Here is a 13,833-nt window from a genome sequence, read left to right as displayed (position 1 = left end):
TGTAAGGTGATTAATGATTTGGACGAATATACTTATAATTGCACTCTTAATAACTTTTACAGCCTTTTTTGTGGCTTCTGAGTTTGCGATCGTCAGGGTGAGGACGACAAGAATTGATCAATTACTGGCTGAAGGAAATAGTAAAGCCGAGTCAGCTAAAAAGGTCCTTTCCAATATGGATGGATATTTATCAGCAACACAGGTGGGAATAACCATAACCTCTTTAATTTTGGGATGGCTTGGTGAACCTACAGTCCGGATGCTGTTAAATCCTTTTTTCAAATGGGTTCCCATGCCAGTCTCACTGAAACAGATTCTTTCCTTTATACTTGCCTTTGCCATCATTACGTTTTTTAACGTTGTCATTGGGGAATTATCACCTAAAACATTTGCCATTCAAAAGTCGGAAAAGATTATTTTACTATTTGCTCCGCCGATGATTTTATTTTACAAGCTTATGTATCCATTCATATGGATTCTTAACCGTTCTGCACGATTCGTTACCGGTTTGTTCGGCATTAAGCCAGCTTCAGAACTTGATCTTGCTCTTTCAGAGGAAGAGCTGCGGCTGATCCTGTCGCAAAGCTATGAAAACGGTGAAATTAACCAATCAGAATACAGTTATATGAACAATATCTTTGAATTTGATGACCGGATTGCCAAGGAAATTATGGTTCCAAGAACAGAAGTGATTTGCCTCTCAAAGGATGCGATCCTTGATGAAATTATTGAAACAGTTAAAGAAGAAAAATATACTCGCTATCCTGTCATTGACGGCGATAAAGACAATATTTTAGGTGTTGTTAATATTAAAGAAGTGCTGACAGACTGTATCCAGCAAAAATGCCAAGGCGAAGGACTGCTACAGAACTATACAAAACCGGTCATACATGTAATTGAAACAATTCCTATTCAGGAATTATTAGTGAAGCTGCAAAAAAACCGCTCACATATGGCTGTTTTATCTGATGAGTATGGTGGCACTGCCGGTATTGTAACGGTAGAAGACATTTTGGAGGAAATTGTTGGAGAAATCCGCGATGAATTTGACCTGGATGAATTGCCACTGGTTCAAAAAATGGGCGAACAGCACTATATTTTGGACGGAAAGGTATTAATCACGGAAGTGAATGATCTGCTGGGAACCACCATGGAGGAAGATGATGTGGATACCATTGGCGGCTGGTTCTTAACCCAGAAATTTGATGTAAAAAAAGGCGATTTCCTAAATCAAGAAGGATTTGCCTTTGAAATAAAAGAAATCGAAGGCCATCATATTTTGTATATAGAAGTAAAAAAGAGAACAGAGTCTCCTGAATAAGGAGACTTCAGACTGTCGACAAATCCGAAGGATTTCGGGTTTAAAATCGACAGTCTTTTTTGTTTGGCCATATTAAACTTGTCTGTTGATTTCCGTTCCAGGCGGCTTCGCTTTCCGCGGGCGGTTCGGGGAGCCTCCTCTGCGCTTTCAGCGCCTGCGGGGTCTCCCCTGTCCCGTACTCCCGCAGGAGTCTTCGCCGCCTTCCACTCCAATCAACAGAGTGTAAAAATCAATAATGTACATTAACACAGCCTTTTGTATAATTTATTTACAGAGAATTAATAGAGGTGGATGGAATGCTTTCGAAAAATACACAGATAAATCGTGACCAAATTGAAATGATTGCCTTAGATCAACTTGTACCTGCTGATCACTTGGTTCGCAAAATAGAAGCCGCAGTAGATTTTTCATTTATCTATTCATTGGTTGAAGATTTGTACTCAACTAAGCGCGGACGTTCAAGTATTGACCCTGTTGTATTAATTAAGATGGCTTTCATTCAATATACCTTCGGTATCCGTTCGATGCGTCAAACGATAAAGGAAATTGAAACAAATATGGCGTATCGCTGGTTTTTAGGATTTGGTTTTTATGATAAAGTACCCCACTTTTCAACTTTTGGTAAAAACTACGAACGTCGTTTTAAGGATACAGACTTATTTGAACAAATTTTCTACCGTATTTTAAAAGAGGCAGCAGATAAAAAGTTAGTTAGTTCGGAACATGTATTCATTGATTCAACTCACGTTAAAGCAAGTGCAAATAAACGCAAATTCGAAAAGAAAGTAGTTCGGAAAGAATCAAAAGCTTATGAAGCACGTCTTCAAGCAGAAATTAATAGTGATCGTGAAGAACATGGGAAAAAGCCCATCCCACCAGATAAATATGAAAAAGAAGAAAACAAAGAAATAAAAGAAAGTACAACAGATTCGGAGAGTGGTTACTATGTAAAAGACGAAAGGACAAAGCAATTTGCTTATTCATTTCATGCAGCCGCAGATAGAAATGGTTTTGTCCTGGGGACTATTGTAACTCCAGGTAACGTTCATGATAGTACAATGTTAGAGCCTCTAGTTGAAAAGGTCATTGAAAAATGTGGGAAACCTAATGCTGTAGCTGCTGATGCCGGATATAAAACACCTGCTATTGCTCAATATTTAATTGAAAATGAAATTCGCCCTGCTTTACCCTATACACGACCACGTACAAAGGAGGGATATTTGAAAAAGCACGATTATGTCTATGATGAGCACTTTGATTGTTACATATGTCCGGAAGGACAAGTTCTGGATTATAGAACGACTACTAAGGAAGGTTATCGACAGTACATCTCTAATCCTGTTATATGTAAGGATTGCCCACTTCTAGCACAATGTACACAAAGTCAAAATCATCAAAAGCTCATTCAACGACATATCTGGGAACCATATCTTGAAGAGGCTGAACATCTTCGTCATACAGAAGAGAATAAAATAATATATGCACGTCGTAAAGAAACAATTGAACGTGTATTCGCGGATGCGAAAGAAAAGCATGGTATGCGATGGACAACCTTAAGAGGTCTTAAAAAATTGTCCATGCAGGCGATGCTTACTTTTGCTGCTATGAATTTAAAGAAGTTGGCTACATGGACTTGGAAAAGTCCAGAAATGGCATAAAAATAGACCCCGCCGGGGTCTACCTTAAGAAAAATCAAACAGAAAAATCCCAATTTTAGAAAAGGGCGCCAGAATCGGAACTTTTGAAATGCCTTTTGTCTACAATCTGGAGTCTCCTGAATAAGGAGACTTTTTCATATTTAATCATAATTAGGATGGATTCATCATAAAATGTAAATAACTATTCATTTGTTAACTGTAACGTTTGACTGTATGGTTTAAATTCTTTATAATAATTAATAATTTTCATTTTCGGGGGTGGTAAGATGGGGCTGTCTATCGTATTGGAGAATTAGCAGAAAGAGCAATGGTTTCAAAACGGACGATTGACTATTATACATCAATCGGCCTGCTCAAGGCTGAACGATCAAAGTCCAACTACCGCATCTATTCAGATGAAACCTTAAATGATTTAAAGTTTATTGAGGAATGCAAAAGTCTGCATATTCCTTTAGATGAGATTAGAAGAAAACTAGAAATGAGGAAAGCCCAAAACATTCAAGCGTCAGAAGTGGATAAACACGTATGTGCTCTTACACAACAAATGAAGCAACTTTATGTGGATTTATTTGACCTCATTCCGATTCTTGAGAAATTAGATGAAGAGCAAAAGGAAATGTTAACGAGTAATTTAAGCTTGCTAAGGACAGCATTAGTGAAATCCCTTTTAAAAGTTACGAGTTAATTAGTTTTTATAAACTTAGGAGGTGACTCCTTACTCGTCAAAAGCGAGATAAGGGAATTTATTTGGACATATTTAACTTGGTGTTAATTGCCATTTTAATAGCTTTAACAGCCTTTTTTGTAACTTCTGAATTTGCCATTGTGAAAATTAGAAGTTCAAGAATTGATCAGTTAATTGAAGAGGGAAATTCAAAAGCAGTTTCCGTAAAAAAAGTGATTTCAAACCTTGATGAGTATTTATCTGCCTGCCAGTTGGGCATCACGATAACAGCACTTGGTTTAGGGTGGATTGGCGAATCAACTATCCATCGTTTGTTAGAGCCTCTTTTTATAAAGATAGCGATTCCGGAAAGCGCGACACAGGTACTTTCAGTCGGGATTGCCTTTGCGCTGATTACTTTTTTACACGTTGTTGTGGGAGAGCTTGCCCCAAAAACACTGGCCATTCAAAAGGCCGAATGGATCACTCTAACCGTGTCCCGCCCGCTTATTATGTTTTATAAAGTCATGTATCCATTCATTTGGTTACTTAATGGGTCAGCACGTGTGGTATCGGGGATATTTGGCCTAAAACCAGTTTCAGAAAACGAAATTGCCCACACTGAGGAAGAGCTGAGAATTATCCTCTCAGAAAGCTATAAAAGTGGTGAAATCAACCAATCAGAGTTTAAGTATGTAAATAAAATATTTGAATTCGATAATCGAATTGCAAAGGAAATTATGGTTCCTAGAACAGAAATCGTATCATTGTCAAAGGAAGACACACTTGAAACTTTTTTAAATGTCTTCCGTGAAGAAAAATTCACAAGGTATCCTATCATTGACGGAGATAAGGACCATATTATTGGGCTCGTGAATATTAAAGAAATGATGACAGATCTAATTGGTAATGAAAAACTGTCATCTCAAACCTTGGAAAACTATATTCGTCCAATAATTAGAGTAATAGAAACAATCCCCATTCATGATTTGCTGGTTAAAATGCAGAAAGAGCAAATGCATATGGCCATTTTAATGGATGAGTATGGTGGAACTTCAGGGCTGGTAACTGTTGAAGATATCCTTGAAGAAATTGTCGGCGAGATTCGTGATGAATTTGACATGGATGAAATTCCGATGATCCGTAAAATTAAGGAAAATCATTATATTATAGATTCAAAGGTTTTAGTTAGTGAAGTGAATGATTTATTAGGCATCGAAATCGATGATGAAGATGTGGATACCATCGGCGGATGGATTTTAACTGAGAATTACGAAGCAAAAGAAGGCGACATCATTCTTCATGATACCTATTCATTTAAAATCCTTGAAATGGAAGAACACCATATTAAATACATTGAAGTGTTAAAAAAAATAATTGATGGTGAAGCAAACATTCAACAAATTACTTTGCCTAATTCAGAAGTACTTTACTAGAAGATGATGAAAACAAACCTGGTTTTTCAGGTTTGTTTTTTTCGATAAAAAATAGAAAAAAATGTACATTTGACCAAACAGTATCCCTCGAATCATCATATTTTAAATTAAGGGGGGATGAAAAGTGAATCAAATTTCCGTGTTATTTTTAGCCTGTATACTGGCTGGCTTTGCATTAGTTCACATGCCAACAGTTTCCTTTTTAGCAGGTTTGGCCTCATTTTTCCATGTTATAGGTGCACTAGCCATTTTAGTATTCTCTATTGCAATACTCTACCTTGGTGTCAAAGCACTATTTACAAAATTTTAAGAGCTATCCTTAGATAAAATAAAAAGGCCTGGACTCTGAACGGCACTCCAATTGTTAGACTCAACTAACAATTGGAGGTATTGTTAACTCCCGGTCTTTTTATTATTTGCTTTTTAAAATAAGAATATCTTCTTCCGCCTTTCCTATTTTAACTAAATGAGAATCAAGACGGCGATTGATATGCTGTATTTCATTTTTTTGGACATTCTCAATCCTCTCTAAAACTTCCTTAATATCAGACAAATCAATTTGATTTACAGCAACCCGATGCTCGATACTATCAACCTTTTCCAATCTTGCCAGGCGCTTATCAATATTTTCTAAAGTTTCATTAAAAGCTTGAATTAAGCTTTTTATATCATTTACATTTTCTGTTAGCGTCTTTACTACTTTCTCCATTATAAAACCTCCTTACTTTGTTTTATCTTAACATTATTTTTATTGTATAAATGTTACAAAAACAGGAATTCCATTACTAAAACAGGCCCGTTTTTTCGAGGCTCTTCATACATATCTGCCTCGCAAGTTTCTACCCAAATAACATTAAACTCTTTTTTAAGCGAACTGTTATTGATTTAGCTCACATAATGTGAACAACTTAATATAAAATTATGAACATTTTTTTAAATTGCCATTTCAAGAAGACAGAGTGTGAATATTATCATAGGCAATGTTTCGCAATAGCATTACCCTTTTACTATAAGTAATATAGCAAAACTTATTACATTTTCTGCTTTGGAGAAACATTATCATTTAAAGGTTGGTGCTAAACATTATGTTCATTTCTATCGATGAAAAAGCCATTTCATGGTTCAAAAAAGAATTTGATATCATCAATCCTGCAAGTATTAAAATGTATCCACAGTATGCTGGTTTCGGAGAAAAGCATAAAGGCTACAGCCTGGCATTTTCAATTGAGTTACCAGATAATATTGGGTTCGCAAAAGAAATGAATGGCATTCAATTTTTTGTAGAAAGTAATGATGTATGGTTTTTTGAAGATGCAGAAACCTATTTGTCTGTTAATGAACATACAGATGAACTACAAATTCTTTTTAAAATGGAACAAAACACCATTTTACATTGAATCAATCAAAAAAATCGAAGCCAGATTTCCGGCTTCGTTTTTTTTAGATGATTTAGTTTACTTGTTTGTCTAGGGTTGGTGGAAGCAATTTTGCATTTTCAAAAATCTTTCCAAGCTTTTGATCTGCTTGGGCAAATGCAGCATTTGCAGCATTAAGGTTTGGAGCAGCTTTTTTTAACTCATTTGCTTTGGTTTGATAAGAAGCAGCAAATTCTTTGACTACCACCACAAGATCCGCCTTCTGGTCTTTAAGATCTGCCGGTACCTGGAATTTATTTAATGCATCTGCTACCGCTGCAGCTGAGGCACTGGCCTTTACCTGATCTTCTGCAGTTGGTTTCGTGTCAGGTTTGGATGCTTTATTGACATATGAATTTAAGTCAATATCCTTTTCGTTGATTGTTTTACCAAGATCCATATAGAATTTTACTAGTTCCTTTTTCACATTCATGTTTGAGGATGCTGTTTGTGTAGTTTCCTGCTTGTCTGTTTTGGCATTATTGCTGTTAGAACATGCCGCAAGCCCTAAACTTAAAGCCAAAGCCGATAATGAAATCATAACCTTCTTCATTTTGTCATTCCCCCATTTTCTCTATTTTCAGCCTTGTTAATTTTACATCAATTTCAAAGAAAAGGAAAAAAGAAAAATATTTCAAAATAATTTTAATTATAACTTTTAAGGTAATAATACTTAATAAAATAGAGACTATTTTCTTTCGGAATTTTTAGAACAAACTGTGAACTTGGATACATTAATTTCATTTTTAGTATATAATAAAAGTGTAAGCTACTCTCTCTCCCTTAGTTCCTATACATTCCCATATCTTTTAAAGAAAGGGGCTGAACATCATGGAACAAGCGAGGCCACAGGCTGAATGGCTAAGTTCAACATTTGATTATCCTGTTTTGTTCACTAGTACTTTATGCTCGGTTATTTTACTCCTTCTTGCCTATCTATCGATCAAAAAAGGAGTAAATGTGTTTTACGTGTTTCCAAAAATACTTTAAAACGTCTGTTGAACAAACTTCTGACCAAGAAAACACATTTTCAGCATACCAAGAAATAAAGGAAACGAAGGAATACCCTGTTATTCATGTCACAATTGAAGATGTACGTGTGGCAATAAGAGAGTTTTCCAACCAGCTTCCCAAAGGCGTATATCGAACAATTCTAGTCAAAGAGGACTATAGTGTTGATACTGAACAACTTGTCTCCATTCTTGGCGGAATTCCTTCTATTAACTTCTATATGTCTAAAGAAACCTATGATGTATTTGATGAGACGGAAAAACATATACCTGCTGAAATGGATACCATTCAAAAAGCCGTTGACCAATATGTCAAGGATCATAATCGGTATCCAATGCTGCCATTCGATCCACAGCGAAGAGTGAATTATTATCAGCTTTTGCAGGGCCATTACATTAAGCGAGCACCCGAGCTGCAATTTTATATAACAGACTTAGATGGTCTCATTACACATATTTGTCCAAAGAATACCTCCTCTGCACCTTAAGGGGAGATATTTTTTGCTTTTTTTTCACCAAAATTGAGATAATATAGCAGTAGAAACATTTTTATCAATACAAGGAGTAGTAAAATGGTAAAACAAAATACAAAATCACAGCATTTAGCAACCGTCTCGCTTGTGGTGATGGCTGCTGGTTTTATTGCCACCATTCCATTGCAGGGATCTTTATGGGGCGTTATTCTCCAAGGCGGTTTTGAAGCGGGTCTTGTCGGTGGCCTTGCTGACTGGTTTGCAGTAACAGCCTTATTCCGCCACCCATTGGGACTCCCTATCCCACATACGGCATTACTGCCTAAAAATCGAGAAAAAATGATTGCAAAGATTATCTCTATGTTAGAGAATGATTTGTTAACGAAGGAGAGCATCCACAATAAAATTGATGCCTTCCAATTCTCCGAGATATTATTTGCTCTGGCAGAAAAAGAAATGCAAGCCCCAGCAATTAAAACCAATACAATCAGCCTTATTCAGCATTTAATCGGCATGGTGGATCGAAATAAATTAGCAGCAATTCTTGCAAAAGAGTTAAAGCAGCAACTGACCTCAATGGAGGTGAAAGAATATCTTCCTTTACTTATTGACCAAGTTTCTGCCAGGAAATATGATGAAAAAACACTTGATTACATTCTGAAAGAAATAGATGAATGGGCAATGAAGGACAGTACAAAATACCGTCTTGGCGGCATTGCTTTGGAAATGATTGAAAACATTAAAGCAGATGGATTTATGCAATTTGCGCTGAGGTCTTTCAGCAATTTAGTAAATGAAGATAAATTGGGAAGCATTATTCAAAACCTTATTCAAAAAGGTGTGGACAGCTTTCGTGACCCCTATAATTTAAACCGAAAAACATTGTTAGGTCATATTCAGCAAAAGCTTGAGCAACTTAAATCAGATGAAAAAATGTACGAAGAGCTTGAGCACTTCAAATCACAGCTCATCGCCAAATGGGAACCGGAAAGTAAAATCTCAGAGTTGTTAGCAGAGCTTCAGCAAAAAGCTTATGATTTTATTGCAGAGCCAGGGTTCTATGATACGTACATTCTTCCCTTGTTCAATAAAAGCCTTAAAGGAATCAAGGAGGATACCGCTAAAGTAAATGCCCTAGATACCTGGATTAAAAATCAAATAATCGGATTCGTTAATCAAAACCACTCGCAAATTGGCAAGCTTGTAGGTGAGAATCTTGAAAAATTAGATACAAAAACTCTTACCCATTTGATTGAAAACAATGTTGGAAAAGACCTGCAATGGATCCGCGTTAACGGAGCTGTTTGCGGATTCTTAATCGGACTTGTCTTAGTATGTATTAAGCTTATTTTTTAATGACGATCTGAAGCACTCGGCAACACCGGGTGCTTTTTTCATTCAAAATGAAAGTATATCCATGTAATAAACAGTCATTTTTAGCCTTTTCATTAAAAGAGGCCATCTTGTTTCGTCAAGATAGCCCCTTTTTCATTTTTAAAATTGACGGTAAACATATTGCTGTGTTGGTGCACTCGTTTTCGACCAGCTATCAACCTTTAAATACGGAATGGTGGTTTTAAATGGCTGATAATATATGCTTGAAACCGTTCCTTTAACATTAATCCATGTATCATTCTTAAGCTTTACTCCCTGCGGCAAATCCACCAACATTCCAAATACGCCTGCATCAGCGATACAATGAATGACACCGAAGCGTAAAACAAGTATTTGGCTCTTATTAACTGTTGATTGGGGATCATTAAATACGAATCCTTTAAAAGATATTTCCCTTCCCTCAAATTCCCCGGGAAAGTTGTAAATCGTCTCCATGGCGTTCATAAAATCTTGATCCGTAATGCTTAAATCATTATGGTTAATATATTTTTTCTTTTCTTTTTGCATGATATTGTTATAATCGTCTGCTGAGTAATAAATACTTGAATCCGGCCTTAGAAATTCCTGTTGAAAATACGGATCCGAGGTATCATAGATGGGAAAGTGAAATCCCTTTGCCTTCACAATGTTAGAATCAAGGGTTGCAATTGGAAAAAACAAACCCGAAATAATCGGAAAGAATAAAATGGGATAAACTATCAACTTTTTATACCATTTATCTTCATGGGAATGATGGTGCCCGCAATCATCACAATGGACATGATCATGTCCTTCATGGTTGTGATCATGATGTTCATGGGAATCAGCTTTTCCCCCGCTCTTATTCAGCATAAAGATCTGGACAATAGTTAAAACTAAAAGTCCGTATCCTGCTGCAGCCGAAAGGTAAGAATACTTCATGTTAATGTACTTAGAAATATCTCCAGTCAAATGCAATTTAAAAATCAAATAAGTGAAGCCAATTAAAATTAAACTTCTAATCATGGTTTCAACTCCTTAAAAAAACAACGAAAACGCAAACACAACGATAAATATGCCAGAAACGATCATCAAGACTAAACGCTTTTTAAATGTTGATAGCATCATCATTAAATTCTTTATGTCCACCATCGGCCCAGAAATTAAAAAGGCCAGCAGGGCTCCGGTTGAAAAAGTGGTTCTGAATGAAGAGGCAATAAACGCATCCGCTTCTGAACATAACGATAGAATAAATGAAAGAGCCATCATTACAAGCGATGATCCTGCTTTCCCATGGCCTATTGAAACCAGTGTAGCGGTTTTAACATAGGTTTGTACAGCTGCAGCAATGAGTGAACCAACTACTAAATATTTTCCCATTGAGAAAAACTCTTCAACTGCATGCTCAAGTGTCTGCCAAATTTTCTTCAAAATAGGCGTTTTTCCATGAGAATGATGATGGTGGTGATAATGTTCATTAAAAGGATTTCCCTTAAAACGGTATGCAATAAAGCTTCCGACTATGATCGAAACGACAATGGCACCCAAGCCGCGATACAACGGCATTCTCCAGTCACTTCCAAATGCTATATAAGTAGCAAAAAGAACGACAGGATTGATAATGGGAGCTGTTAACATAAAAGCAACTCCTGCCGAAATCGGTACTCCCTTTGCAACCAGTCTGCTGACAATCGGAACAATCCCGCATTCGCAGGAAGGAAAGAAAATTCCTATTAAACTGGCAAAAACAACGGCCAGGATTTTGTTTTTGGGCATAATTTTTGCAATCATTTCTTCAGTCAAAAAGATTTGGATAATACCTGATATCAGGACCCCCAGCGTAACAAATGGTAATGCTTCAATCAGAATCGAGATAAAAATGGTATTCATCTGTAAGAAACTTTGCGGCAATGATATACCAAACATAGCAGTCCTCCTATTAAAACCAGACTCATGTTGACTACTATACTCTCATTCTATTCATTCGTCCAACGAAAAATATGGAATAGACTATATAAATGATGTAAAAAATACCGCCGGACAATTGCCAGCGGCAGTATTAGCCATTACGGCTGATAGGATTGCAGATTCTCTTTCCGTAGTTTCATCATTTCTTCTTTTGATTTACGGTAATTATAACGATAGATGGCTGCTTCCCAATCTCCATACATTGGGTTCGGAAACACAATTAGCTTTTTGCCGAACTCCTCTTTTTGCCGATCGACTCCCAAGCATCGGTCTGAGGCGGTTAATTCATCAAAACCACTGAAATCACTAAGATTATCTCCAAAAAATAAAATAATCTGATGGGTTTTGGCGACATAAGATCTACGTGTTTCCTTGCCAACTTCCCTGTCTGACAGCAATAGTACATGCTCGGGATCCGCATAAGGCGCTCCAACCTTTTTCAAATTTTTAATCGTAGCTTCCTTTTGAGCTTCTCTTCGATTGGAAATATAGAAAATTTCGATCCCTTTTGCATTTGCATATTTTAAAAATTCCAATGCTCCTGGAAGTGGCTTTGCCTCTGCACGAATAAACCAGTCGCTCCAATCGATAGGATCACCCTTGCCGGTCAGCACCCGCCGTGCCTGATATGGGCTGTTATCCAAAACCGTTTCATCAATATCGAGAACGATAGCTGGTTTTAATGCTTGGCTCTGGGATTTTTCTTTTAAAAATTGATCCAATCTCATTTTTCCAATATTATAGCCCTGGTAATATAAAGCCTTCGCCTCACCGGCAGTTTGGAACCACAAGACAGACATCGTGTTTTGTTCCTGCAAGTCATTCGCTGTGCTTACAAGGTTTTGAGCACTTGCGGGAATGATATCTGTTGAAAAGGTAAACATCACGATAAACAGCCAGGCTATTAATTGTTTCATCACATCTCCTCCTTAATGGTATGTGATGTTAGTATGTGAAGTTAACAGCATTTAAAATCGCCTTTAAAGCTAAAATGAGACCCATTAGAAGGGTCTCATCTTCATTTTATACATCAGCCTGCATGTTCCTTGTTATTTTTATTTACTTTGCCGCTGCGATTAAATCCTTTAATATAGTAGAAAGCAACCAGCATAAGAATGAAAACCGGCCCGATAATTACAGCAATCCTTTGATCTGGGTCTATTCCCATTACAATCAGTACAAGAACCAAAAAGGCTAAAGACAGATAGCTGGAGAAGGGGTATAAAGGAAGCTTGTATTTTACTTGTTTACTTCCTTCAGGCTTCTGACTTTTACGATGACGAAGCTGGGAAAGTAAAATGATTCCCCATGTCCAAATCGCTGTAAAGGTTCCAATACTTGTCACCCAGGTAAACACTTTGGCTGGCACCATATAGTTTAAAATAACACCAATTAATAAAACGGCTGCAGAAACAATAATGGCAAGCCCCGGAACACCTGATTTCGTGACCTTGCCCAAACTCTTCGGTGCTTCCCCATGGTGTGCAAGGTCAAACAGCATTCTTCCTGTACTGAAGATACCGCTGTTACAGGAGGACAGCGCCGCCGTCAATACGACAAAATTAATAATTCCCGCCGCGCTTTTAATGCCTATTTGTTGAAAGGTTAAGACAAACGGGCTTCCTTTTGTCCCGATTTCCTGCCATGGATAGATAGACATAATGACAAATAATGCACCTACATAAAAGATTAGTATTCGGTAAAACACGGAATCAACGGCCCGAGCAAGTGTTTTTTCCGGATTTTTGACCTCACCGGCTGTAACACCAATGACTTCAATTCCCAGGTAAGCAAACATGACCATTTGAAGTGACATTAAGAGTCCTTTAATTCCATGCGGAAAAAGTCCTCCGTGACTCCAAAGATTTTTAATGCCTGTAGCAACACCGCCATTTCCTATGCCAAAAAGGATCATTCCAAATCCAACAAGAATCATTGCACAAATTGTAATGATTTTTATAAGGGCAAACCAGAATTCCAATTCTCCGTATAATTTTACTGCAAGAAAGTTTACGATTGACATAATAATCAACGCCACTAATGCCCATATCCAACCTGAGGTATTTGGAAACCAATACTGCATGTACACACCTACTGCGGTAATTTCAGCCATACAGGTTACAACCCAAAGAAACCAATAATTCCAACCTGTAATGTAACCTGCAAGCGGCCCTAAATAGTCTCGAGCATATGTACTGAAGGAACCAGCAACCGGCTTTTGAATGGCCATCTCTCCTAAAGCTCTCATTATAAAAAACATGATAAGTCCGCTTAAAGCATAAGCTAAAATAATTCCCGGGCCAGCCATTTTAATGGCAGAGGCAGAACCTAAAAATAAACCGACGCCAATGGCTGCCCCTAATGACATTAAATTTATATGCCTTTCTTCCAATCCGCGATGAAGTTCTTTCGCCTGGGTGTTCTCACTCATCTAAATCTCCCCCTTTAAAAGCTTCTGATTTTCCATTCAAATCGATTCGGCACTGTTTTCAGGGCCCCTTTTCCCATAAATGGAACATTTGTATTTCTAAAATT

Annotated in this window: 14 protein-coding genes; 8 read left to right on the top strand and 6 right to left on the bottom strand. The window is 37.2% G+C overall.

Going from position 1 to position 13,833, the window contains the following annotated elements; translation table 11 throughout:
• Positions 1-13 precede the first annotated feature (13 nt).
• From HPT25_RS13235 to HPT25_RS13215, 5 genes are all read left to right on the top strand, one after another.
• Complete coding sequence (locus tag HPT25_RS13235) at positions 14-1,321, top strand: hemolysin family protein (RefSeq protein ID WP_173064816.1); 1,308 nt, start codon at positions 14-16, stop codon at positions 1,319-1,321.
• Positions 1,322-1,617: 296 nt separating this feature from the next.
• A complete protein-coding gene (locus tag HPT25_RS13230) occupies positions 1,618-2,979 on the top strand; it encodes an IS1182 family transposase (protein WP_173058723.1) in 1,362 nt (453 codons plus the stop codon).
• A 283-nt stretch (positions 2,980-3,262) separates the two neighbouring features.
• Positions 3,263-3,664 (top strand): MerR family transcriptional regulator, encoded by a 402-nt coding sequence (locus HPT25_RS13225; protein WP_312857345.1) that lies wholly within the window; start codon positions 3,263-3,265, stop codon positions 3,662-3,664.
• Between the two features lie 62 nt (positions 3,665-3,726).
• Positions 3,727-5,079 (top strand): hemolysin family protein, encoded by a 1,353-nt coding sequence (locus HPT25_RS13220; RefSeq protein WP_173064810.1) that lies wholly within the window; start codon positions 3,727-3,729, stop codon positions 5,077-5,079.
• A gap of 124 nt (positions 5,080-5,203) precedes the next feature.
• On the top strand, positions 5,204-5,389 hold the full coding sequence (locus HPT25_RS13215) for a hypothetical protein (RefSeq protein ID WP_173064807.1): 186 nt from the start codon (positions 5,204-5,206) through the stop codon (positions 5,387-5,389).
• 102 nt (positions 5,390-5,491) lie between these two features.
• On the opposite strand, the gene HPT25_RS13210 is transcribed toward HPT25_RS13215, so the two are convergent.
• Positions 5,492-5,788 (bottom strand): hypothetical protein, encoded by a 297-nt coding sequence (locus HPT25_RS13210; protein ID WP_173064804.1) that lies wholly within the window; start codon positions 5,786-5,788, stop codon positions 5,492-5,494.
• 376 nt (positions 5,789-6,164) lie between these two features.
• On the opposite strand from HPT25_RS13210, the gene HPT25_RS13205 reads away from it, so the two are divergent.
• Positions 6,165-6,476 (top strand): HesB/YadR/YfhF family protein, encoded by a 312-nt coding sequence (locus HPT25_RS13205; RefSeq protein WP_173064801.1) that lies wholly within the window; start codon positions 6,165-6,167, stop codon positions 6,474-6,476.
• Between the two features lie 52 nt (positions 6,477-6,528).
• Here HPT25_RS13205 and HPT25_RS13200 read toward each other — a convergent pair whose 3' ends face one another.
• On the bottom strand, positions 6,529-7,047 hold the full coding sequence (locus tag HPT25_RS13200; RefSeq protein ID WP_173064798.1) for a hypothetical protein: 519 nt from the start codon (positions 7,045-7,047) through the stop codon (positions 6,529-6,531).
• Between the two features lie 405 nt (positions 7,048-7,452).
• On the opposite strand from HPT25_RS13200, the gene HPT25_RS13195 reads away from it, so the two are divergent.
• A complete protein-coding gene (locus HPT25_RS13195; protein ID WP_173064796.1) occupies positions 7,453-7,992 on the top strand; it encodes a DUF3939 domain-containing protein in 540 nt (179 codons plus the stop codon).
• A gap of 84 nt (positions 7,993-8,076) precedes the next feature.
• A complete protein-coding gene (locus tag HPT25_RS13190; protein ID WP_173064793.1) occupies positions 8,077-9,333 on the top strand; it encodes a DUF445 domain-containing protein in 1,257 nt (418 codons plus the stop codon).
• A 138-nt stretch (positions 9,334-9,471) separates the two neighbouring features.
• Here HPT25_RS13190 and HPT25_RS13185 read toward each other — a convergent pair whose 3' ends face one another.
• The 4 genes from HPT25_RS13185 to HPT25_RS13170 form a co-directional block, all read right to left on the bottom strand.
• Positions 9,472-10,356 (bottom strand): TIGR03943 family putative permease subunit, encoded by an 885-nt coding sequence (locus tag HPT25_RS13185; protein ID WP_173064790.1) that lies wholly within the window; start codon positions 10,354-10,356, stop codon positions 9,472-9,474.
• A gap of 12 nt (positions 10,357-10,368) precedes the next feature.
• Positions 10,369-11,256 carry a permease gene (locus HPT25_RS13180; protein WP_173064787.1) on the bottom strand — a complete coding sequence of 296 codons (888 nt, stop codon included), beginning with the start codon at positions 11,254-11,256 and terminating at the stop codon, positions 10,369-10,371.
• A 140-nt stretch (positions 11,257-11,396) separates the two neighbouring features.
• Positions 11,397-12,215 carry a 5'-nucleotidase, lipoprotein e(P4) family gene (locus HPT25_RS13175; RefSeq protein ID WP_173064785.1) on the bottom strand — a complete coding sequence of 273 codons (819 nt, stop codon included), beginning with the start codon at positions 12,213-12,215 and terminating at the stop codon, positions 11,397-11,399.
• A gap of 113 nt (positions 12,216-12,328) precedes the next feature.
• Positions 12,329-13,729 carry an amino acid permease gene (locus HPT25_RS13170; RefSeq protein ID WP_173064782.1) on the bottom strand — a complete coding sequence of 467 codons (1,401 nt, stop codon included), beginning with the start codon at positions 13,727-13,729 and terminating at the stop codon, positions 12,329-12,331.
• Positions 13,730-13,833 lie beyond the last annotated feature (104 nt).

The sequence above is a fragment of the Neobacillus endophyticus genome, assembly GCF_013248975.1.
Taxonomy (GTDB): domain Bacteria; phylum Bacillota; class Bacilli; order Bacillales; family Cytobacillaceae; genus Neobacillus; species Neobacillus endophyticus.
The sequence above is the reverse complement of the archived record's forward strand: the minus strand, read 5'-3'. Positions and strand labels throughout refer to the sequence as shown.

What these genes read in the sequence shown, in the direction of transcription:
- HPT25_RS13235 (WP_173064816.1), top strand. Translation starts at nt 14, where the DNA reads ATGATTTGGACGAATATACTTATAATTGCACTCTTAATAACTTTTACA.
- HPT25_RS13230 (WP_173058723.1), top strand. Translation starts at nt 1,618, where the DNA reads ATGCTTTCGAAAAATACACAGATAAATCGTGACCAAATTGAAATGATT.
- HPT25_RS13210 (WP_173064804.1), bottom strand. Translation starts at nt 5,788, where the DNA reads ATGGAGAAAGTAGTAAAGACGCTAACAGAAAATGTAAATGATATAAAA.
- HPT25_RS13205 (WP_173064801.1), top strand. Translation starts at nt 6,165, where the DNA reads ATGTTCATTTCTATCGATGAAAAAGCCATTTCATGGTTCAAAAAAGAA.
- HPT25_RS13200 (WP_173064798.1), bottom strand. Translation starts at nt 7,047, where the DNA reads ATGAAGAAGGTTATGATTTCATTATCGGCTTTGGCTTTAAGTTTAGGG.
- HPT25_RS13195 (WP_173064796.1), top strand. Translation starts at nt 7,453, where the DNA reads ATGTGTTTTACGTGTTTCCAAAAATACTTTAAAACGTCTGTTGAACAA.
- HPT25_RS13190 (WP_173064793.1), top strand. Translation starts at nt 8,077, where the DNA reads ATGGTAAAACAAAATACAAAATCACAGCATTTAGCAACCGTCTCGCTT.
- HPT25_RS13185 (WP_173064790.1), bottom strand. Translation starts at nt 10,356, where the DNA reads ATGATTAGAAGTTTAATTTTAATTGGCTTCACTTATTTGATTTTTAAA.
- HPT25_RS13180 (WP_173064787.1), bottom strand. Translation starts at nt 11,256, where the DNA reads ATGTTTGGTATATCATTGCCGCAAAGTTTCTTACAGATGAATACCATT.
- HPT25_RS13175 (WP_173064785.1), bottom strand. Translation starts at nt 12,215, where the DNA reads ATGAAACAATTAATAGCCTGGCTGTTTATCGTGATGTTTACCTTTTCA.
- HPT25_RS13170 (WP_173064782.1), bottom strand. Translation starts at nt 13,729, where the DNA reads ATGAGTGAGAACACCCAGGCGAAAGAACTTCATCGCGGATTGGAAGAA.